The following is a 20,744-nucleotide window of genomic DNA, read 5'->3' as shown; positions in this document are numbered from 1 at the left end:
GACATACTCCGCAAACCGTGCTTCGCTCTGATCGAGATTCATCTGGCCCTCCACGTGCCAAATAGTGAATCTCCTCAATTACTTGATTCTCAGCCCCAAAGACTGCGACCGCTTGACTCAGTAGTACTAACCCACCCTACGGCATGACGTTTTCACGCCGGCGGATTGACGGCGGGCTCCTCGCGGCCGAGCGCCTGCTCGCGCAGGAAGATGTAGATGCCGGCGGCGACGATGATCGCGGCGCCGATGATGGTGGCAAGCTGCGGCACGTCGCCGAACACGACATAGCCGAACATGACGGCCCAGACGATCATGGAATATTGATAGGGCACGACCACGGAGGCCGGCGCGAGCTTTAGCGATCGGTTGACGCACATCAGCGCGCTCACCGAAATCAGGCCGGCCAGCGCGAACAGGCCGAGGCTACTGAGGCTCGGCGCGATCCAGCCGAACGGCGCCATCAGCGCGCCCAGCGTGAAGGTGCCGATGAACTGCGTCGAGGCCAGCACGATGTCGGGCGTGGCGCGCAGCGAGCGCGTGATCAGCATCAGGAAGGCGAACGAGGTGGAGCCGGCGAGCGCGATCAGCGCCGGCCAGCTGACGCTCTCGGCCGAGGGCCGCAGCGCGATCAGCACGCCGCAGAAGCCGATCAGCACCGCGCTCCAGCGCCGCCAGCCGATCTTCTCGCGCAGCACGATGCCGGACAGCGCGGTGACGAAGATCGGGCACGCCAGGTAGTAGGTGATGACGTCGGCGAGCGGCAGGTACACGGTGGCGAGGAAGAAGGCCGCGACCTCGATGGTGGACAGCGTCACCCGCAGCAATTGCAGCCAGGGCCGCTCCAGGTTGAGGAACGCGGCGCGCTGCTGCCAGATCAGCGGAAACAGCAGCACCAGCGCGGCACAGGCGCGCAGCCACAGCAATTGCCCGACCGAATAGGTGCCGACCAGGAACTTGCCGAGCGCATCGCCGAACGAGAACATGAAGATGCCTGTTAGCATCAAGCCGATGCCGGCGAGGCGTGCGGAGCGTTCGTCGAGGGCGGATGTTTTGGCGAAGAGGGACATGCGGGCCGGGCTTTGGTATTGTTCTGCGTCAGGGTCGGGCATAGCCGTTCGAAGAACGGCGTCACGTCGTTCCGCCTATGTCCCGGCCATCCACGTTCTTCTTGGCAGACAGTTTTAAAGACGTGGATGCCCGGCACAAGGCCGGGCATGACGAATTCGGTAGAACCAATTGCCGCGATGACAGCTAAGATGCAGCTTTTGAAGCATCCAAAACAGGAAACGCCATGACCGAGTTCGATCCCGCCACGCACCGCATGGTGCCCGAGCAGCGCTGGTTCGAGGATTTCGTCATCGGCGAGCGCTTCGTGCTGCCCGGCCGCACCCAGACCACGGCGATCTTCGCAGCGTTCCAGACCGCCAGCGGCGACACCCACCCGATCCACTACGACGTCGAATATTGCCGCGCCCGCGGCATGCCGCATCTCCTGGCGCACGGCTTCCAGACGCTGGTGCACACCGCGCCCGGCGCCGGGCTGTTTCCTTATCTGACGGAAGAGTCGCTGGTCGGCTTCCTCGAGCAGTCGAGCAAGTTCTTAAAGCCCGTCTATGCCGACGACACCATCTATCCCGCGCTCGAAGTGATCGAGCTGACACCAGGCCGCAGCACCGGCACGGTGACGCTGCGAAGCACGGTGCACAACCAGCGCCGCGAGCTGGTGCTGGAAGGGATGCAGAAGTTTCTGATCCGGAAGCGGCCGGGGTGAGGCGGAATCGGTCGACCGTTCCTCCGCAGTTGCTGGCAGGATTTTCTGTCCAATTGTGAATTGGCTCATATTGGGACGTCGGACGGCGTTGCATTCTCGCAGGCGCAAATCCGGGCCGAAAGAGCTGGCGGCCGCGGCTATTTCGCCATTTTCAATTTTTGGACGGTTGGGGCCGAACGGGCCGTCCGAGAGGTCCGGTGCCGGCACGCCACTGCCGCCGATAATTGAGCCATAAGCACCCCATGCTGCTTGTCGCCTGCCCGGCCCAGCGGTACGCTTGCATGGTTGCCACTGTACAAGAGTTTGGTGACGCCTATGTGGTGTCCAACCTGTCGGCACCAAAATCGCCCGGAAGCCAAGTTTTGCGAGCAATGCGCCACACCCCTGACGCATGATTGCCCGCGCTGTGCGACACCGGCCTCGATCGCAGCAAAATTCTGCTCAGAATGCGGAAGCGCGCTCGGCAAAGCGACGGCGGCGCGCTTCCTGTCACCCGGAAGCTATACGCCAAAACACCTGGCCGAAAGAATCCTGACCTCGAGAGACGAGCTGGAAGGTGAAAGGAAGCAGGTCACCGTCCTGTTCTCCGACATCAAGGGCTCGATGGAGTTGATTGCGGATCGCGATCCGGAAGAGGCGCAAAAAATCCTCGATCCCATTCTCGAGCGGATGATGGAGGCCGTCCATCACTACGAGGGTATGGTCAACAGGGTGATGGGCGACGGCGTGATGGCGCTGTTCGGCGCTCCTGTCGCGCATGAGGACCACGCCGTGCGCGCCTGCTACGCCGGCCTTCGCATGCAGGAACGGGTGGGGCAGTACGCCCTCGATGTCCAGCGGCTTCACGCGCTGCCGGTCACCATGCGGGTCGGGATCAATTCCGGCGAGATAGTGGTGTCGTCGATCGGCAACGATCTCTTCGTCGACTTCACGGTGATCGGTCAGACCGCGCATCTGGCGGCGCGCATGGAGCAACTCGCTATGCCGGGCTCCGTCATGGCGACATCCGCCACCTACCGCCTTGTCGAAGGCTATGTGGAGGCCAAGCCGCTTGGTCCGGTCATGGTGAAGGGGCTGGGCCAGCCGGTCGATGTGTTCGAGGTGACGGGAGGCGGCGGAGAGCGCACGCGATTGCAGGCAGCCGTGTCGCGCGGCCTGACCCGGTTTGTCGGGCGCTCGATCGAGAAGGAGGTCATGCGGCAGGCGCTGACGGATGCCCGCGCCGGGCACGGGCAGGTGGTCGCCGTCGTCGGCGAACCCGGAATGGGCAAATCGCGCCTGATCCATGAGTTCCTGCGCTCGGACGACACCGCCGGGTGCCTGTTGCTGCAGACCAACTCCGCTTCCTACGGTCACTCCGCATCCTATCTGCCCGTCGTTGAGCTTCTCAGGAATTTCTACTTTCAGATCACCGATCGCGACAACACCAGGTCGATCCGCGAGAAGGTAACGAGCAAGATCATGAAGCTCGACCCTTCCCTGCAGGATATCATTCCGCCCGTGCTCGACCTGCTCGATGCGCTCGAGGCCGAGCATCCGTTCCAGTTGCTCGATCCCGTGCAGCACCGCCAATACACCTATCAAGCTATCACGCGGCTGCTGCTGACTGAAAACCTCAAGCAGCCGGTGATCGCGGTGTTTGAGGATCTGCACTGGAACGATTCTCTCACGCTGGGTCTGCTCAACGAGCTGGTCGTCGGCGCGCGCGACGCGCGACTGCTGCTGCTCGTCAGCTACCGGCCCGAATATCGCGATCCATGGTCGGGACGCCCCGGTTACCATCCGCTCCGACTCGAACCGCTGCCGACGGAAAGCGTATCGGAATTGCTGCAGACGCTGCTCGGCACGGCGCCGGATCTTGCGCCCCTGAAGAACTTCATTCTCGGTCGGGCCGGAGGAAATCCGTTCTTCGTCGAAGAGATCGTTCGGGCCCTGGTCGACACCAAGGCCCTGCAAGGCTCGCGCGGTGAATACACCCAGATCAAGGAATTCTCCGAGATCGAAGTTCCGCCGACCGTGCAGGCCGTGCTCGCGGCGCGTATCGACACGTTATCTTCGGCCGAGAAACGCCTGTTGCAGGACGCTGCGGTGATCGGCCATGACGTGCCGTTCGCATTGCTGCACGCGATCTGCGGCATGGAAGAAAACGAGGTTCGCGGCCTGCTCGGCAATCTGCAGGCCTCCGAATTCCTCTACAACACTCAGCTCTTTCCCGACCTGCAATTCACCTTCAAGCACTCGCTGACCCACGACGTCGCCTATGCCGGCCTGCGCCACGAACGCAGGCGCGAGATGCACGACCGCGTCGTGCAGAAGATGGAGACGCTCTATGCCGACCGCATCGACGAGCAGGTCGAGCGATTGGCGGACCACGCACTGCGCGGCCACCTGTTCGAAAAGGCCGTGCAGTATCTGAGGCGCGCCGGAGCCAGGGCGACCGACCGCGAAGCTTACCCCGAGGCCGTCGTTCTCCTGGAGAAGGCGCTGGAAGCACTTTCGCACCTGCCGGACAATCGCGCCCGCGCTGAACTGGCCATCGACCTGCGCTTCGACCTGCGCAATGCGCTGCAGCCGCTGGGCGACCGCAAGCGCATTGCGGAATACCTCCTTGAAGCCGAACAGCTTGCCGATCGCTTGGGCGACAGGCGACGCATGGGCTGGGTGAAGTCCTATCTGACCGAGCAGTTCTGGATGCTGGGCCGGTACGCGGAATCCGCCGAGGCCGGCGAACTGGCGCTGAGCGCGGCGCGGGAGCTTGACGATGTGCCGCTGCAGGTCGTCACCAATCTGCCGCTGGGACTCGCGCATCACACCCGAGGCGACTATTCGGCCGCCAACAAGTATTTCGGCTGGAATGCGGTCGAGCTGAAGGGAAACCTCGCCGGCGAGCGGTTTGGCATGTTCGTGCTGCCATCGGCGTTTGCACGAAGCTTCATCGCTTGGGGACTCGCCGAGACTGGCAAGTTCAGCGAAGCCTATGTGATCGGCGAGGAAGCGCTGCAAATCTCCGAAAGCAATCGTCATCCGTTCAGCATCGGTTACGCCCATCTCGGATTGGGCGTGGTCGCCATGCGGCAGGGCCATTTTAGGCGCGCCGTGCGCTCGTTCCAACGCTCGCTTGCAGCGGGTGCTTTCGCCGACAGTCCCGTCGGGTTCGCTTTCGTGGCGCTTCATCTCGGTTATGCGCTGTCCCTCGACAATCGTGCGGGCGAGGGCATTCCGATTCTCGAGGACAGCATCAGGGTCGCGGAAACAAGGGGCTTTGCGGCGCGACATTCGCTTCGCCTGGCGTATATCAGCGAGGCTTATCTTTCAGTCGACCGCATCGACGATGCGCTTTCGGCGGCCTCCCGCGCGCTTGAGACGGCGCGGTCGCACCAGGAGCGCGCCAATGAGGCCTATGCGCTTCGCGCACTAGGCGAGATCGATCTGCGCCGCGGCCGTCCGGCTGAAGCTGAGTCGCACTTCAATGCCGCATTGCTGATCGCAAGGGAGCTTGGATTGCAGCCGCTCGAAGCACATTGCTACCGCGCGCTGGGTGAGACATTTGAAGAAAAACGACGCAACGATGAAGCGGAAGCTTTTCGCGAGAAGGCTGCTGCGCTTGCGCGCGCAATGGATCTGCGCTTCTGGGGCAAGCCGCTTGTGGATTCAAATGCGGCCGAGTAGAGCAAGGAGAACGGCATCATGTCAGAACGCAAATCGGTGATCATTACGTTCAAGCCGAAGGATCAGCGCCGCGACCGACAAACGGACAAACTTGAGATCGTGCGAAGGGCGCTAACGAAAGGAACACGCGCGCATTTTCTCGACGCAGCAACCCTGGCCAAAGGCGCCCGGCCTTCGATCGAGGATCAGGTCATCGGCTACGACGTAAACCGATACGAAGCGCCGATCGTAACTGCGCAACTGACCCGGCGCGAAATCCAGCTCCTGCGAGAAAATGACAACGTCGCCACGGTCGAAGACGACGTGATCTGTCATGCCACCGGCTTCGGTCCCTTCCCGCACAGGCGCATGAAAAAGAAGGAAGAGCGCCCCGTAACCGAAACCATCCCCGCTAACGTCAAGCAAGTAAATGCGGAAGCCGCGTGGCCCACTTCCAAGGGGAAGGGAATTGGTGTTGCCATTCTGGATACCGGCATTGATTTCGATCATCCGGACCTGAAGTACAACTATGCCGACGGTGTGAGCTTCGTGCCGGACACGACGCCGATGGATGACCATGGGCACGGCACGCATTGCGCGGGCATCATTGCTGCCGCCAGGAATGGCTCAGGCGTGGTTGGCGTTGCTCCGGAAGCATCCTTGTATGCGGTCAAGGTGCTGGACAAGGAAGCTAGCGGGCTTTTCAGCTGGTCGATCGCCGGCATCGATTGGTGCATGAACCAGCCGGGAATAAACATCATCAATATGAGCCTGGGCGCTGAGTCGACGCCAACTGCTCTCAAAATGATCTGCGATCGCGCATGGTCCCAAGGACTATTGATTGTGGCGGGAGCCGGAAATCAGGACGGGAACCCGGTGCCGCCACAGCAGTCAAACGTCGATTATCCGGCAAGGTACAGGGACGTTGTCGCCGTATCCTCCATCGACTCGCACGATGTGATCGCACCGAACAGCGCAAGGGGATGCGAGGTCGATCTCTGCGCGCCGGGCGTGGACATTTGGTCAACACTTCCGGGTGGCACGTGGGGACCGGGCGGCGGCACGAGCGTCGCCTGCCCGCATGTGGCGGGGGTCGCGGCGTTGGCCTGGGGCGCGCACCTGTCTCCGCGAGCCAATAACGAGCAGATTTGGGGCCTGCTCGCCTCCACCGCCGTTGACCTCGGCAGAACAGGTCGGGATTCGTCCTACGGTTATGGTCGCGTCAACGCCGGGGCCGCGGTCTCCGCGTCATTTCCGCCGGCGGTCATGCCGAGGGGGTGCTGCTGCTAACCGTCGGCTGATCGAAGCAGGTCGGCGCATCTTCAACTATGGGCGATTGTTCCAGTGCTTTAGAGCATCCAGAGCCGCAGCCTTGGGGAGTTCATTGATGCGATGACGGGGGGAGATCCCAAGCGGGTCGCATTCGAGCGTATCCTTGAGAAAGAAGGCCGACAACATGTCTTGGCCAAGCTTCCTAAAGCATAGTCCGGCCATGTAACGACCAATGGCGCTCGCCGGCGGTCCGAGCATTGCGGCCATTGAGTACGCTTCGGATGCCTGCTTCCACTCCTCTCGAAGGTAATGAATTTCGCCAAGCTCTGCCCATGCCTTTGAGTCGCACGGATCGACTTCAATCACCTTGAGAGACCTGGAGAGAGCCTCATTCTTGTCGCCGAGCCAGAGAGCTTCCTTTGTGCGGCTCTCCATGACGGCATGCAAGTTCTCGCGGTAAAGCAGATGCTGTGCAGGTGTGACGGGCTTGATATTGCGCGCATGACTTTCGGCCAAATCCATCACCCGCGCCACTTCGCGCCTGTCGCCGGTGAGCTGGGGAAGAAAGCCAAGGCCGCGATAGAACCTGCTCGTGAAAAGACCGGAGGTAAACTCGTCCGCGTCCGCAATCGTGCGTACGAGAGCCCTTTCCAGCCGATCACCCCACCCTGCAAGGTCCGCAGCTTCACAGCGATTCTTCGCCTTGTGAACAAAGACCTTGGCCGTTGCGTTGAAGCATTCCGGAACAATCGTGGGTGCATTGAGCGCGATGTCCTCGAATACCGAGATATCGGCGCCCGGATAGTTCGAAGTTCGTTCCGGCAAGTGCTGGATGTAATGGGCCGACGCTCGCCAGAACGCCAACCGCACCGCATCGGGAGCGGCCCGATCGGCCCCGAAGTTGTCGTAGGGAATGAGATCGAGGAGCAGCTGATAGAGGCACATCGAATGTAGCAACGAGGCCAGTCGGCATTTTCCATCCTCGCGCAACGAGGTCCACTCGTCCAATGCAGCGCACAGTCGTCGCCAACGTTCACTGCGAAGATTTTCAGGCAGTTGGCGAGGATCCGTCAGGGCATATGCCGGTCCTGCCTCACGGGCGAGTTGAATACGAAATCCGGGGGAAAGCGCCCGTTGTGGAACAAATGTCGGGTTTGCCGGCTCGACAAACGAACGCCAGCACTCCTCGAGATTCTGCGCATGAAGCGGGCCGCCGTTAGAATCGGCAAGATCAAGATAGGGACGAAGCAGCCACGTTGGGAAGCGGGAATCCAGAGCTAGCAAAGTATTAGCCGAACAGTGCGTGCATGCCGCCCTGTTCGCCTGTCTGATATCGATCGTCCTTGAACTTGAGCCATGCGGCCTGTTGCTTGCTGACAAGCCTGAAGTTCGCAGCGAGATAAGGAAACTTGCAGCCAAGAATCTCGATCGCGTCATTCAACTCGGTGAACATGTAGGTAAAGGGCACTGACTCAAAAATGTGGTGCTTATCCTCATCCTCGAGTTCAAGCACCAACGTCGAAATCGTTTCCCAGGTGTTGATCAGGAGCTTGACGGCGCCGGAATCCTCTGGGGACTCACTTTCCGCCATGGCAGCAATGTTGTTCCGGTCTCGTCGCCGAAACTCCGCGCTCTGATACTGCGAGTTGGTACGCATGGTGTAAATGGTGGCAAGGAGTTGAATATTGTTCAAAGCCATCTCCTATTTTACCAATAAAATGAGCCTACCCGCGCAAGGTGCAAGATTAGCCGCGCATGGCGGTGTTAACAAGGGCTGCCCCGGGGATCGCAGCGATCGCTTCTTGCTGCGCCTGCGGTGCGGTTAAGCATAATCTCGAACTTGGTCACCCGCTGAACCGGCAGATCGACGGGTTTCGGAAACATCGCAAGGCGGAGCTTTTTGTAGCCAATTGCAGCCGTTGCGGGTTGCCGCTCGGGCCGCACTGCCTTACCTAGGTTCTATGAAATTCCTTGACGAGGCAAAGGTCTATGTCCGCTCCGGCGACGGCGGCAATGGCTGCGTGGCGTTCCGGCGCGAGAAGTTCATAGAGTTCGGCGGGCCCTCGGGCGGCAATGGCGGGCGCGGCGGCGACGTCGTGATCGAGGCCACCGACGGGCTGAACACGCTGATCGACTACCGCTACCAGCAGCACTTCAAGGCGCAGAAGGGCACCAATGGCATGGGCAAGGACCGCCATGGCGCCAACGGCAAGCCGGTCGTGCTGAAGGTGCCGGTCGGCACGCAAGTGCTCGACGAGGACCGCGAGACGCTGATCCACGATTTCACCAAGCTCGGCGAAAAATTCGTGCTGGCCGAGGGCGGCAATGGCGGCTTCGGCAACGCGCATTTCAAGTCGTCGACCAACCGCGCGCCGCGCAACGCCAATCCCGGCGCGCCCGGCGAGGAGCGCTGGATCTGGCTGCGGCTCAAGCTCATAGCAGACGCCGGCCTGGTCGGCCTGCCCAATGCGGGCAAGTCGACGTTCCTGTCGGCGGTGAGCGCGGCCAAGCCGAAGATCGCCGACTATCCCTTCACCACGCTGCATCCGCAGCTCGGCGTGGTGAATGCCGACGGCCGCGAATTCGTGCTGGCGGATATTCCAGGATTAATCGAGGGCGCGCACGAAGGCGCGGGGCTGGGCGACCGCTTCCTCGGCCATGTCGAGCGCTGCCGCGTGCTGCTGCATCTGGTGGATGCGACGACCGAGCATGCCGGCAAGGCCTACAAGACCGTGCGCACCGAGCTGGAAGCCTATGAGGGCCAGCTGGCGGACAAGATCGAGATCGTCGCGCTGAACAAGATCGACGCGGTGACGCCGGACGAATTGAAGAAGCAGAAGGAGCGGCTGAAGCGCGCCGCGAAGAAGACGCCGCTGCTGCTGCTGTCGGCTGCGACGGGCCAGGGCGTCAACGAAGCGCTGCAGGCGCTGGCCGAGGTGATCGGCGAGGCGCCAGTGTCGGGCAAGGCCAAGGGCGCCGCCGAAATGGAGCCGTGGACGGCGTGAGGCGAAGGAATAGCTGACTTGTCTTTGGCGGGCCGATATCGCAGCATCGCGCCGTCATTCAACGAAGCAAGAACATGGCGCGCGCGAAAAACGTTCTCTGGATCATGTGCGACCAGCTTCGCCATGATTATCTCGGCTGCACCGGCCACCCCACGCTGAAGACCCCGAACATCGACGCCATGGCGAAGCGCGGCGTGCGCTTTTCGCAGGCCTATGTGCAGTCGCCGATCTGCGGGCCGTCGCGGATGTGCTTCTACACCGGACGCTACATGCGCTCGCACGGCTCGCACTGGAACGGCTGGCCGCTGCGCGTCGGCGAGCCGACGCTCGGCGATCACCTGAAGAAGATCGGCGTGCGCAACGTGCTGGTCGGCAAGACCCACATGGCCCCCGACCTCGAAGGGCTGAAGATGCTCGGCATCGCGCCGGACTCCATCATCGGCGTGCATGTCGCCGAATGCGGCTTCGAGCCCTATGAGCGCGACGACGGGCTGCATCCGACCAACCGGCCGCGCCCGCGCTACGACGCCTGGCTGCGCGAGCAGGGATATGACGCGGAAAATCCCTGGGAGCACTGGGCCAATTCCGGCGCCGATGCCGACGGCGAATTGCAGAACGGCTGGCTGCTGGTGCACGCCGACAAGGCCGCGCGCATTCCGGAGGAATTGTCCGAGACGCCCTACATGACTCGCCGCGCGATGGATTTCATCGCGGAGGCGGAAGGCGACGGCCGGCCGTGGTGCCTGCATCTGTCCTACATCAAGCCGCACTGGCCCTACATCGCGCCGGAGCCGTACGCCAGCATGTACGGGCCGAAGGACGTGGTTCCGGCGATCCGCTCGGAGAAGGAGCGCCAGGAGGCGCATCCGGTGTTCGCCGCCTACATGGACATGCGCTACTCCCGCAACATGTCGCGCGACGAGGCGCGGGCGAAGGTCATCCCCGCCTATATGGGCCTGATCACCCAGATCGACGACCAGATGGGCGTGCTGATGAAGTTCCTCGAAGCGCGCGGCCTGCTCGACGACACCATGATCGTGTTCACCTCCGACCATGGCGATTATCTCGGCGATCACTGGATGGGCGAGAAGGATCTGTTCCACGACCAGTCGGCCAGGATCCCGCTGATCGTGATCGATCCCTCGAAGGAGGCGGACGCGACGCGCGGCACCGTCTGCGATGCGCTGGTGGAAGGCATCGATCTCGCGCCGACCTTCATCGACTATTTCGGCGGCACGCCGCCCGACCACATCCTGGAAGGCCGCTCGCTGATGCCGCTGCTGCGCGGCGCGCAAACCGAATGGCGCAAGGCGGCGTTCTCCGAATACGACTATTCCATGCAGCAGGTGCGGCGCACGCTGAACCAGCCGATCGAGCAGTGCCGGCTGTTCATGGTCTATGACGGGCGCTGGAAATACATCCACGCCTCCGGCTTCCGCCCGATGCTTTACGATCTGGAAACCGATCCGCTGGAGTTTGCCGATCGCGGCGAGGATCCCGCCTGCGCCGAGATCATCGCGCGATTGCAGGCGGCGCTGTTCGACTGGGCGCTGCATCCGAAGATGCACATCACGACGCCGAACGCGAAGATCGCGGGCTATGCCGACAGCGACCTGCAGGTCAAGGGCGGCATCCTGATCGGCGTCTGGGACGAGGCCGAGCTCGCCGCGATCCGCGCGCGGCTTGGGGCGCGGCCGGCGCCCTGAAGCTTCGATTGCAGCCACTGCGATGGCGAAGGGGCCCGTTCAGGAAAGCCTCGCGGGCTTCGCTGCAACGGACGGCGCAGGGCCCCGTCCCCTCGGAAACACTGCGCGCGCGGACCAGCCGATGGCCCACCGGATCAGCGGCACCGGGTCGGCATAGTCCTCCCCGAAAGCCTTGATCCGATGCCAGCTTCGCAGCACGCGCAGCGCGTCGCGCCTGTTGTGGTGGGGGTTGTAGAACAGCGACGAGCCATAGGCCGTCGTCCACAGCCACCCCACGCCGTCCGGATAGTCGCGCGGCACGTCGACGACCTCGCCCAGATAAGTCCTGTACAATATCGTCGGAATGTCCATGCCGATCGCCGTCGACAGGCTCGTCGCCCGAACCGGCCTTGGCTCGACCTTCATCAGGTAAAGCGAGCCGTCTCTCGAATCCCGCCTGAATTCGACGGTGATCTGCCCGGTATACCCCAAGGCGCGGACCAGCTCGCGCGCCGCAGCCATGGCTTCATCGTCATGGATGGTTTCACACCAGACCACCGATCCCAGCTCGTAGGGGTGGACATAGCCGGCATCGATCTTGTAGCTCGCCAGACGAAGGCGACGGACACAATAGGCCAGAACGACCCTGCCCTCGGGCGAAACGATCATGGTCACGCCGATCGCGCTGTCGGCCTGCCCCGGCACGACCTCCTGGATCATCGGATACTTGCCCGTTCTATCCTTCAGCTCCACGCAGGAAGCAAGAATATCCTCCCGCAGTTTCGGCGCGGCTTTCGACAGTCGCGTGGCCACTTCGTTCGCCGGTGCACTGAGGATGGTGGGCGTCTTGATGATGTAGTCCGAAACTTCCGGCTGGACGGCAGCGACAACCTGCTGCATCGCTGCATCGGAATCGGGCAGCCAGTAACGCGGGACTCGGATCCCGATCGACGCGGCTTTGGCGTAGCATTTGTCGCGGTCAAAGATCGACCCGATGACGTTCCAATCGGGCAACGGGATTACGAAGAGCCGCGAAAGACGGTCCAGATTCCGGGAGACCAGCGCCACGTAGTCGTCATTGGAGGGAACGAGAAATGCGCGCCCCAGCTTTCGCCCGAGCGCCTCCAGTTGCGACAACTGCAATCGAGGGTCAGCATCGAGCTCTTGAAACCGGGTCAAGCGCCGCGAATGAACGAAATCGTTTCGCTCGCCGTACAGGGCGTGAACCGGCACTCCAAATCGCGCCAGAGATTTCGCGAAGGCCGTTTGGCGAGGGTGACCCAGCCCCATGATGACTGCGGCAGGCCGGTTACTCTCTGTTGCCATGGCAGTTCTATTCTTTGATCATACAAATGACTGCGGCGCCGCTGCTCTATCGGCCATGCCGCGGGGAGAGCGGGGCACGGCCTAATTAGTTCGTGATCCTGTAGCCGGTGGCCTTCACGATCGGCTGCCAGAACGCGGTGTCGGCGGCGAGCGCCTTGGTCAGGTTCTCCGGAGTCGAGCCGACGGGAATCAGCGTGACCGCGTTCAGCTTCTCCTTGACGTCGGGCCTGGCCAGCACAGCGGCTGCGGCGACGCTCAGCTGCTTCGCAAAGTCGGGCGATGACCCCGCTGGCAGCCACATGCCGTACCAGCCGTCCGCCACGAGATCGACGCCGGCTTCCTTCAGGGTCGGCACGTCGGGCAGGAACTGCGAACGCACAGGGCCGCTCACCGCCAGAATGCGGATGCCGCCGGCGCGATGCTGGGTGACGGTGTCGGCGAGCGTCGTCACGCACATCGGCAGGTGCCCTGCGACGAGATCGGTGATGATCGGCGCCGAGCCGCGATAGGGCACGCGCGTCATGTTGAGGCCGAGCGTCTTTTCCAGCTGCCAGCCGGTGAAATGCGGAATGGTGCCGCTCGACGGCACGCCGTAGCCCGCCTTCGAAGGGTTGGCCTTGATCCAGGCCACCAGCTGCTTGAAGTCGGTGACGCCGATCGAAGGGCTCACCGCGACCACGAATTCGAAGCGGGCGAGCTGCGAGACCGGCACGAAGTCCCTGGCCGAATCGTAGCTCGGCTCCTTCTCCACCATCGGCAGCAGGTACATGGTCGGGCCCGTCGTCACCAGCACCGTGGTGGTGTCGGGCGCGGCACCCTTCACTGCGCGGATGCCGATCAGCCCGTCGCCGCCGGTGCGGTTCTCGACGATGAATTTCCGGTCGAGCGCCGCGGGCAGATATTCCGCCAGCTGGCGGCACAGCATGTCGCCGCTGCCGCCGGCCGCGAAGGGAAAGATGATCCTGGTCAGGGGGCCCGACTGGGCCCAAGCCGGACCGGCTTTCGCTGCGGCCGACAATGCCAGGCTTCCGGCAACGAACTCGCGACGATTCATGGACATTCCCTCCCCTGCTTTGCCAGCATTACAACAGAGCCGGGACCCGGATGGAATATCCATCTGGCCTCGGGCCCGCTTGCGCAGGGCGTCCGCCTGCTGCAAAAGGTCGCCATGAAACGCCCCGCGCTGAGGAATTTCCGCCGCATCGTCGTCAAGGTCGGATCGTCGCTGCTGATCGACTCGGCCAAGGGCGAGGTGCGCGCGTCATGGCTGAAGGCGCTGGCCGCCGACATCGCAAAACTGCATGGCGAGGGCCGCGACGTGCTGGTGGTGTCCTCCGGCTCGATCGCGCTTGGGCGCAGCCGGCTCAAGCTGCCACGCGGCCAGCTCAAGCTGGAGGAGAGCCAGGGCGCCGCTGCGGTCGGCCAGATCGCGCTGGCGCGCATCTGGTCGGAGGTGCTGGGCGATCACGGCATCGGCGCCGGGCAAATTTTGGTGACGCTGCAGGACACCGAGGAGCGGCGGCGCTATCTCAACGCGCGCTCGACCATCGCGAAACTATTGGAATGGCGCGCGGTGCCCGTGATCAACGAGAACGACACCGTCGCCACCAACGAAATCCGCTACGGCGACAACGACCGTCTCGCCGCGCGCGTCGCCACCATGGCGAGCGCGGATCTCCTGATCCTGCTCTCCGACATCGACGGCCTCTACACCGCGCCGCCGAACGCCAATCCCGACGCCAAGCTGATCCCGGTCGTGGCGTCCGTGACGTCGGAGATCGAGGCGATGGCGGGCGCCGCCGAGTCCGAGTTGTCGCGCGGCGGCATGTACACCAAGATCGAGGCGGCGAAGATCGCCACCACATCAGGCACGCACATGCTGATCGCCAATGGCAAGATCGAGCACCCGCTGCAGGCGATCGAGGACGGCAGCCGCTGCACCTGGTTTTTGACACCGGCCAATCCCGTCACGGCGCGCAAGCGCTGGATCGCCGGCTCGCTGGAGCCGAAGGGCACGCTGACCATCGATGCCGGCGCGGTCAGCGCACTGCGCGCCGGCAAAAGCCTGCTGCCCGCCGGCGTGATCCGCGTCGACGGCGCGTTCGCCCGCGGCGATGCCGTGATCGTGCGCGGCCCCGACACCCACGAGATCGGCCGCGGCCTCGTCGCCTACGACGCGGAAGATGCCGAGAAGATCAAGGGGCGTTCGTCGCGGGACGTGGCCGCAATCCTCGGTATCACTGGCCGCGCCGAGATGATCCACCGGGACGATCTGGTGGTGGGCGGGTCGCGGCAGTCAGATCCGAGCTAGTTAGAGCATGTCATCGGCATCGATGTCTTGCCGGCCGCTCATCACGCGCACGATCTCTACCCCGTTTAACACAGGCAGATAGAAGACGAGGTAGCTACCGACCGGAAAGCTGCGCAGTCCACGTAGCAGCTCGGGACGCTCGCCGCCTGCCAGCGGATTTTGCACGAGCATCTCGAACACTTCGCCTATTCGTTCAATTTGCTCGTTGGCAGCGCGAACATTGTCGACTGCGATATAGCTCCAGATCGAATCGAGATCGACGTCAGCATGCGGCCGCTTGCGAAACCTATTTGACACGCTTGAGCGCGGCCAGTCGTTGCCGTCCCCGCGCTTTGACCGCCTCAATCATTTCCTTGATGTCGATATCTTCCGCCGGACCGCTATCGATCCCCTTCTGGATTTCGGCGCGCAGCGCTTCGAGCTTGACCCAGCGGCGCTCTTCGCGCTCTTCGACCAGGCGGAGACCGTCGCGGATGATCTCGCTCGCGGTGGCGTAGCGGCCGTCCTTGATCAGACCGTCGATCAAGTCTTCGAAGTGCTTGCCAATGCTGTAGCTGGAGGCCATGGCCGCTCGTCCCGGGTATCGATTTATGCTATTTATTGATATCGGAGCGAGTCGGCAAGAGCAGCCCGGCACTCCGCTCGGCCATTGGCCCAGCTCGCGAATTCCGGTTGCCGCCCGGCTGCCATGCCTGTTCCGTGCCTCGCAAGAAGGCGATTTCCGTGCTAGGAGAATGCCTTAACTGAAGGCCAACCATGACCACCGCCCTGAAAGCCATCGACGGCTCTGCCGACCTGCCCGCGCTGATGACCGAGCTCGCCAGGAGCGCCCGCGCGGCTGCGCGGGTGTTGGCGCTGGCGACGCCGGAGCAGAAGAACCGGGCGCTGGAAGCCATCGAGCGGGCGATCCGCAGCCACGCGGCAAAGATTTTGGCGGCCAATGCCGAGGATGTCGCCGAAGTGAAAGCCGGCGGCGCGACATCAGCCTTTCTCGACCGCCTGACGCTGACGCCCTCGCGCGTCGAAGGAATGGCCGACGGCGTCGCCGTCGTGCGCGGCATTGCCGATCCCGTCGGCGCGGTCACCCAGAGCTGGCAGCGGCCCAACGGCATGACGATCGAGCGCGTGCGCGTGCCGCTCGGCGTGATCGGCGTGATCTTCGAGAGCCGTCCGAACGTCGCTGCCGATGCCGGCGTGCTGTGCCTGAAGGCGGGCAATGCCGTGATCCTGCGCGGCGGCTCCGACAGTTTCCGCTCCTGCCGCGCCATCCATGAATGCCTGGTGCAGGGCCTGCGCGAGGCGGGCCTGCCCGAAGCCGCCATCACGCTGGTGCCGACGCGCGACCGCGCTGCCGTGGGCCTGATGCTGTCGGGTCTGAACGGCGGCATCGACGTCATCGTGCCGCGTGGGGGAAAAAGCCTCGTCGCGCGTGTCGAGGCCGAGGCGCGCGTGCCGGTGTTCGCTCATCTCGAGGGCGTCAATCACGTCTATATCGACAAGTCGGCCAACCCCGAGATGGCGAAGTCGATCGTGCTGAACGCCAAGATGCGGCGCACCGGCGTCTGCGGCGCGGCCGAGACTTTGCTGGTGGACCGCGCGGCCGCCGCGACCAATTTGAAGCCGCTGGTGAGCATGCTGATCGACGCCGGCTGCGAGGTGCGGGGCGATGCCGCCGTGCAGAAGGCAGATAGCCGGGTGAAGCCGGCATCGGACGAGGACTGGGACACCGAGTATCTCGACTCGATCATTGCCGCGCGCGTGGTCGACGGCGTGAGCGAGGCGATCGCGCACATCCGCAATCACGGCTCGCACCACACCGACGCGATCGTCGCCGAGGACGCGGGCGCCGCGCAAAAATTCCTCAACGAGGTGGATTCGGCGATCGTGCTGCATAACGCCTCGACGCAGTTCGCCGATGGCGGCGAGTTCGGCTTCGGCGCCGAGATCGGCATTGCCACCGGCAGATTCCACGCCCGCGGGCCGGTCGGCGCCGAGCAGTTGACCACTTTCAAATATCGCGTACACGGCACCGGGCAGACGCGGCCGTGATTGTTTTTCCGGGGGCATGGCGTTGAAGCCGGTTGCCGTCGCGTCGCCTTCCGCGGCCCAGGCCATCCCTCTCACCACCAACGGCATGCGCATCGGCCTGCTCGGCGGCTCCTTCAATCCGCCGCATGCGGCGCATCGCGCCATCAGCCTGTTCGCGATCAAGCGCCTCGAGCTCGACCGCGTCTGGTGGCTGCTCAGCCCGGGCAATCCGCTGAAGGATCACAACGGGTTGCGTACGCTGGCCGAGCGCGCGCAGGCCGCCAAGGACGTCGCCGAGGATCCGCGGATCGACGTCAGCTGTCTCGAAGCTGTCATCGGCACCCGCTATACCGTCGACACGGTCACGCATTTGCGCCGCCGCGTCTTGGGCGTGCGCTTCGTATGGATCATGGGCGCCGACAACCTCGCGCAGTTCCATCGCTGGAAGGACTGGCGGCGCATCGCCGCCGCGATGCCGATTGCCGTGATCGACCGCCCGCCACAAAGTTTTCGCGCGCTCGCCGCGCCTGCGGCACAGGCGCTGGCGCGCTACCGGCTGCCCGAGAATCGGGCGCAAAGCCTCTGCGATCAGCGTCCGCCTGCCTGGGTCTTCCTGACCGGCATGAAACTCAACCTTTCCTCGACGGTACTTAGGAACCCGGACGGGAGCTGGCGGGTAAATAGGCAACACTCGTGAGAGCCATGCGGCGGTGACTGGAATATTGGAACCATTAACCCCACATGCGTAGTATGGTTGGCGGGGCCGACTAGATTCGGCCTTGCGATACAGCGAAAGGAATGGTCCCTGGCCACACCTGTATTGTCCAAGTCGGTTTTACCGAAGACGCGTAAAACATCGACCCGAGCTGCGGCCTTGAAGGCGCCGAGCGACGCCGACAAGACGCTGAATATGATCCTCTCCCGCCTCGACGATATGAAGGCGGAAGAAACGGTCACCATCGACCTTCGCGGCAAATCCGCATATTCCGACTTCATGGTCATCACCTCGGGCCGGGCCAACCGGCACGTCGGTGCGATCGCGGAAAATGTCACCAAGGCCCTGAAGGAAACCGGAATCAAGAATCTCCATGTCGAGGGCATGCCCAATTGCGACTGGGTACTGATCGATTCCGGCGACGTGATCGTGCACGTATTCAGGCCGGAGGTTCGCGAATTCTACAACCTGGAAAGGTTGTGGACGCAGAATCCGGCGGCGGCGAAGGCGATCTAGGCTCGTCGAGCCGATGCGAATCGGCGGTGGCGCAGGTACCTTGTACTGCGCACCATCTGGCGCGCAGGAAAATGGCTCCACTGCGCCCCTATCGGCGCGCAGGTTGTTTGTTTGACGCGTTTTCAATAGAAAACGCCATGCGCCTCATCGTCATCGCCGTCGGCCGGCTGAAGCAGGGTCCCGAACGGGAGCTAACGAAGCGTTATCGCGAGCGCTTCGAAGATATCGGCCGCAAGCTCGGCTTCCGCGGCCTCGAGATTCATGAAGTTGCGGAAAGCCGGGCGCGGGATGCCGCGACTCGGATGGCAGAGGAAGCCGCCGGCATCGCGGCGCACTTCCCGGAGAAATACGGGCTCATTGCGCTCGACGAGCGCGGCAAGAGCATCGACAGCACAGCCTTTGCCGCCCGGCTCGGCCGCTTCCGCGATGCGGCGACGGATATTATTTTCGTCATCGGCGGCGCGGACGGACTTTCGCCGGAATTGCGCGGCAAGGCTAGCCTTGTGATCGCGTTCGGTGCTGCGACCTGGCCGCACCAGATGGTCCGCGTGATGCTCCTGGAACAGATTTATCGGGCCGCGACGATTTTGGCCGGCCACCCCTATCACCGCGCCTAGCGCGAGACGGAAGAACATGCAGGCAGCGCGGGACAGGAGTTTCGTCGCCGACACCGCCGAAGGCGGCCAGCGGTCGCGCGGTCAACGATCGCCTGCCGCCGTCACGCTATCGCTTGCCTTGCTCTCGGCGGGCATCGCGCTTCCGGCCGCCGCACAGACGGCGCCGCCCTTGCCCGTTTCGACCGACACGATCAAGCAGCGCGAGCAGGAGCTGGAAGCGGCGCGCCTCGAACAGAAGAATGCCGCCGAGCTCAGGCAGAAGCTGCAGGCCGAGATCGCCGCGATCGGGCAGGACCGCAGCAAGCTCAACCAGCAGATCATCGATACCGCCTCGAAAGTGCGCACCATCGAAACCACTATCGCCGGCGCCGAAGCGCGCCTGCGGCCGCTCGACAGCCGCGAGGCGCAGATCCGCGCCTCGCTCGATTCGCGGCGTACGGAGATCGTCGAAGTGCTGGCGGCGCTGCAGCGCGCCGGACGGCGCACGCCGCCGGCGCTTTTGGTGCGGCCCGAGGATGCGCTGCAGTCGCTGCGCACCGCCATGCTGCTCGGCGCCGTGGTGCCGGAACTGCGCGGGCGCGCGGAACGACTGACCGCCGACCTCAGCGAGCTCGTGGCGCTACGCAAGCAGATTGCGACCGAGCGCGACAAGCTTGCGCTCGACCGCGACCGGCTGAAGGACGATCACATCAGATTGAGCGCGCTGGTCGACGAGCGCCAGCGCAAGCAGGCCGCGATCGAAAAGGACATGGAGGCCGAGAGCGCCCGTGCGGTAACCCTCTCGAAGCAGGTGGACAGCCTGCAGGGCCTGATCGCCAAGATGGAGCAGGACCTGAAAACGGCGGCAAAAGCGGCCGCGGCGGCCACCATGCAGGGCACCCCTGCGCTCCTGAACGGAAAGCCCAATCCGGCCCTGTTCAAGGACCCGTCCCGGCAGAGCCCGGCAATCGCTTTTGCCTCCGCCAAGGGACTATTCGCCTACCCGGTTAACGGCCCCAAGATTCGCGATTTTGGCGGTTCTGACGGGGCGGGCGGCGCAGAAAAAGGCATTTCTTTGGCGGCCCGGCCCGGCGCCCAGGTCACAACCCCGTGCGATGGCTGGGTTGTCTATGCCGGCCCCTTCCGCAGCTACGGTCAACTCTTGATCCTCAACGCCGGTGGCGGGTATCATGTCTTGATCGCCGGGATGGAGCGCATTTCGGTAAACATCGGCCAGTTTGTGCTCACGGGCGAACCGGTTGCGACAATGGGAAAGGCCTCCCAGGTAGCGTCCATCCTCGCCACCAATACGGCGAGCCAGCCCGTGCTCTATGTCGAGTTCCGCAAGGACGGCACTCCAATCGATCCAGGCCCATGGTGGGCCGCAAATGAAGGCGAAAAGGTTCGCGGATGATGCGCAAGACCTCTGTAATCCTCCTCAGTGCCGCGACCGGCGCGGCCCTCACCCTGATGGTCACGCAGCCGCGTGCCGTGCTGATGGGGTCGAGCGCGCGGGCCGCAACCTCCGACACCTATCGCCAGCTCAATTTGTTCGGCGACGTGTTCGAGCGGGTGCGCAGCGACTATGTCGAGAAGCCGGACGACAGCAAGCTGGTCGAATCCGCTATCTCGGGCATGCTTACGGGGCTCGATCCGCACTCGAGCTACATGGACGCCAAGAGCTTCCGCGACATGCAAGTGCAGACCCGCGGCGAGTTCGGCGGCCTCGGCATCGAGGTCACGATGGAAGACGGCCTGATCAAGGTGGTCTCGCCGATCGACGACACGCCGGCATCGAAGGCAGGCATTCTCGCCAACGACATCATCACCCAGCTCGACGACGAGCAGGTGCAGGGCCTGACCCTGAACCA

The 20,744-nt window shown here is 63.5% G+C and carries 19 protein-coding genes; 12 read left to right on the top strand and 7 right to left on the bottom strand.

All coding sequences use genetic code 11. From position 1 onward, the window contains the following. Window positions 1–152: 152 nt before the first annotated feature. Complete coding sequence (locus ACT4OC_RS16335; RefSeq protein WP_444840045.1) at window positions 153–1,067, bottom strand: DMT family transporter; 915 nt, start codon at window positions 1,065–1,067, stop codon at window positions 153–155. 224 nt (window positions 1,068–1,291) lie between these two features. On the opposite strand from ACT4OC_RS16335, the gene ACT4OC_RS16330 reads away from it, so the two are divergent. From ACT4OC_RS16330 to ACT4OC_RS16320, 3 genes are all read left to right on the top strand, one after another. Beyond that, on the top strand, window positions 1,292–1,771 hold the full coding sequence (locus ACT4OC_RS16330) for a MaoC family dehydratase (protein ID WP_444840044.1): 480 nt from the start codon (window positions 1,292–1,294) through the stop codon (window positions 1,769–1,771). 315 nt (window positions 1,772–2,086) lie between these two features. Beyond that, window positions 2,087–5,440: an adenylate/guanylate cyclase domain-containing protein gene (locus tag ACT4OC_RS16325; RefSeq protein WP_444840043.1), complete on the top strand. Its 3,354-nt coding sequence runs from the start codon at window positions 2,087–2,089 to the stop codon at window positions 5,438–5,440. Window positions 5,441–5,458: 18 nt separating this feature from the next. Continuing rightward, complete coding sequence (locus tag ACT4OC_RS16320; protein WP_444840042.1) at window positions 5,459–6,709, top strand: S8 family peptidase; 1,251 nt, start codon at window positions 5,459–5,461, stop codon at window positions 6,707–6,709. 36 nt (window positions 6,710–6,745) lie between these two features. Here the strand turns inward: ACT4OC_RS16320 and ACT4OC_RS16315 are convergent, their stop codons facing one another. Then, window positions 6,746–7,975 carry a tetratricopeptide repeat protein gene (locus ACT4OC_RS16315; protein ID WP_444840041.1) on the bottom strand — a complete coding sequence of 410 codons (1,230 nt, stop codon included), beginning with the start codon at window positions 7,973–7,975 and terminating at the stop codon, window positions 6,746–6,748. A gap of 4 nt (window positions 7,976–7,979) precedes the next feature. Next, window positions 7,980–8,384, bottom strand: a complete 405-nt coding sequence (locus ACT4OC_RS16310; RefSeq protein ID WP_444840040.1) for a hypothetical protein — start codon at window positions 8,382–8,384, stop codon at window positions 7,980–7,982. A gap of 268 nt (window positions 8,385–8,652) precedes the next feature. Here ACT4OC_RS16310 and obgE point away from each other — a divergent pair, with 268 nt between their 5' ends. Both obgE and ACT4OC_RS16300 read left to right on the top strand, forming a co-directional pair. Next, entirely contained in the window at window positions 8,653–9,696 is a 1,044-nt protein-coding gene (obgE, locus tag ACT4OC_RS16305) for a GTPase ObgE (protein ID WP_444840039.1), read from the top strand. Window positions 9,697–9,770: 74 nt separating this feature from the next. Continuing rightward, on the top strand, window positions 9,771–11,402 hold the full coding sequence (locus ACT4OC_RS16300; RefSeq protein ID WP_444840038.1) for an alkaline phosphatase family protein: 1,632 nt from the start codon (window positions 9,771–9,773) through the stop codon (window positions 11,400–11,402). Window positions 11,403–11,441: 39 nt separating this feature from the next. On the opposite strand, the gene ACT4OC_RS16295 is transcribed toward ACT4OC_RS16300, so the two are convergent. Together ACT4OC_RS16295 and ACT4OC_RS16290 are read right to left on the bottom strand one after the other, a co-directional pair. Continuing rightward, a complete protein-coding gene (locus ACT4OC_RS16295; RefSeq protein WP_444840037.1) occupies window positions 11,442–12,707 on the bottom strand; it encodes a carboxylate--amine ligase in 1,266 nt (421 codons plus the stop codon). 85 nt (window positions 12,708–12,792) lie between these two features. Then, window positions 12,793–13,761, bottom strand: a complete 969-nt coding sequence (locus tag ACT4OC_RS16290) for a Bug family tripartite tricarboxylate transporter substrate binding protein (protein ID WP_444840036.1) — start codon at window positions 13,759–13,761, stop codon at window positions 12,793–12,795. A gap of 114 nt (window positions 13,762–13,875) precedes the next feature. Between ACT4OC_RS16290 and proB the strand changes: the two genes are divergently transcribed. Continuing rightward, a complete protein-coding gene (gene proB, locus ACT4OC_RS16285) occupies window positions 13,876–15,018 on the top strand; it encodes a glutamate 5-kinase (protein ID WP_444840035.1) in 1,143 nt (380 codons plus the stop codon). Here the strand turns inward: proB and ACT4OC_RS16280 are convergent, their stop codons facing one another. Continuing rightward, entirely contained in the window at window positions 15,019–15,315 is a 297-nt protein-coding gene (locus ACT4OC_RS16280) for a type II toxin-antitoxin system RelE/ParE family toxin (RefSeq protein ID WP_444840047.1), read from the bottom strand. Next, entirely contained in the window at window positions 15,305–15,583 is a 279-nt protein-coding gene (locus tag ACT4OC_RS16275) for a type II toxin-antitoxin system ParD family antitoxin (RefSeq protein ID WP_444840034.1), read from the bottom strand. The genes ACT4OC_RS16280 and ACT4OC_RS16275 overlap by 11 nt, the downstream gene beginning before the upstream one ends. A gap of 191 nt (window positions 15,584–15,774) precedes the next feature. Here ACT4OC_RS16275 and ACT4OC_RS16270 point away from each other — a divergent pair, with 191 nt between their 5' ends. The 6 genes from ACT4OC_RS16270 to ACT4OC_RS16245 all read left to right on the top strand — a co-directional run. Next, window positions 15,775–17,067, top strand: coding sequence for a glutamate-5-semialdehyde dehydrogenase (locus ACT4OC_RS16270; protein ID WP_444840033.1), 1,293 nt, complete (start codon window positions 15,775–15,777; stop codon window positions 17,065–17,067). 22 nt (window positions 17,068–17,089) lie between these two features. Continuing rightward, the gene (locus ACT4OC_RS16265) at window positions 17,090–17,743 is read left to right on the top strand and encodes a nicotinate-nucleotide adenylyltransferase (protein WP_444840032.1); all 654 of its coding nucleotides are present in this window, start codon (window positions 17,090–17,092) and stop codon (window positions 17,741–17,743) included. Between the two features lie 177 nt (window positions 17,744–17,920). Continuing rightward, window positions 17,921–18,277 (top strand): ribosome silencing factor, encoded by a 357-nt coding sequence (gene rsfS / locus ACT4OC_RS16260; protein ID WP_444840031.1) that lies wholly within the window; start codon window positions 17,921–17,923, stop codon window positions 18,275–18,277. Window positions 18,278–18,414: 137 nt separating this feature from the next. Beyond that, window positions 18,415–18,894 carry a 23S rRNA (pseudouridine(1915)-N(3))-methyltransferase RlmH gene (gene rlmH / locus ACT4OC_RS16255; protein WP_444840046.1) on the top strand — a complete coding sequence of 160 codons (480 nt, stop codon included), beginning with the start codon at window positions 18,415–18,417 and terminating at the stop codon, window positions 18,892–18,894. A gap of 16 nt (window positions 18,895–18,910) precedes the next feature. Further along, entirely contained in the window at window positions 18,911–20,287 is a 1,377-nt protein-coding gene (locus ACT4OC_RS16250; protein WP_444840030.1) for a murein hydrolase activator EnvC family protein, read from the top strand. Continuing rightward, window positions 20,284–20,744, top strand: a 461-nt coding sequence (locus tag ACT4OC_RS16245; protein ID WP_444840029.1) for a S41 family peptidase, incomplete at its 3' end; no start/stop codon positions are given. The genes ACT4OC_RS16250 and ACT4OC_RS16245, both read left to right, overlap by 4 nt.

Origin of the sequence: Bradyrhizobium sp. (assembly GCF_052389815.1) — a bacterium.
Classification (GTDB): Bacteria; Pseudomonadota; Alphaproteobacteria; order Rhizobiales; family Xanthobacteraceae; genus Bradyrhizobium.
This window is presented reverse-complemented; position numbering and strand designations above follow the sequence as displayed.

Bases quoted from the DNA above. Each gene is read 5' to 3' on its own strand.
- ACT4OC_RS16290 (WP_444840036.1), bottom strand. From the start codon at position 13,761: ATGAATCGTCGCGAGTTCGTTGCCGGAAGCCTGGCATTGTCGGCCGCA.
- ACT4OC_RS16335 (WP_444840045.1), bottom strand. From the start codon at position 1,067: ATGTCCCTCTTCGCCAAAACATCCGCCCTCGACGAACGCTCCGCACGC.
- ACT4OC_RS16275 (WP_444840034.1), bottom strand. From the start codon at position 15,583: ATGGCCTCCAGCTACAGCATTGGCAAGCACTTCGAAGACTTGATCGAC.
- ACT4OC_RS16300 (WP_444840038.1), top strand. From the start codon at position 9,771: ATGGCGCGCGCGAAAAACGTTCTCTGGATCATGTGCGACCAGCTTCGC.
- obgE (WP_444840039.1), top strand. From the start codon at position 8,653: ATGAAATTCCTTGACGAGGCAAAGGTCTATGTCCGCTCCGGCGACGGC.
- ACT4OC_RS16320 (WP_444840042.1), top strand. From the start codon at position 5,459: ATGTCAGAACGCAAATCGGTGATCATTACGTTCAAGCCGAAGGATCAG.
- ACT4OC_RS16295 (WP_444840037.1), bottom strand. From the start codon at position 12,707: ATGGCAACAGAGAGTAACCGGCCTGCCGCAGTCATCATGGGGCTGGGT.
- ACT4OC_RS16270 (WP_444840033.1), top strand. From the start codon at position 15,775: ATGACCACCGCCCTGAAAGCCATCGACGGCTCTGCCGACCTGCCCGCG.
- ACT4OC_RS16330 (WP_444840044.1), top strand. From the start codon at position 1,292: ATGACCGAGTTCGATCCCGCCACGCACCGCATGGTGCCCGAGCAGCGC.
- proB (WP_444840035.1), top strand. From the start codon at position 13,876: ATGAAACGCCCCGCGCTGAGGAATTTCCGCCGCATCGTCGTCAAGGTC.
- ACT4OC_RS16325 (WP_444840043.1), top strand. From the start codon at position 2,087: ATGTGGTGTCCAACCTGTCGGCACCAAAATCGCCCGGAAGCCAAGTTT.
- ACT4OC_RS16250 (WP_444840030.1), top strand. From the start codon at position 18,911: ATGCAGGCAGCGCGGGACAGGAGTTTCGTCGCCGACACCGCCGAAGGC.
- rlmH (WP_444840046.1), top strand. From the start codon at position 18,415: ATGCGCCTCATCGTCATCGCCGTCGGCCGGCTGAAGCAGGGTCCCGAA.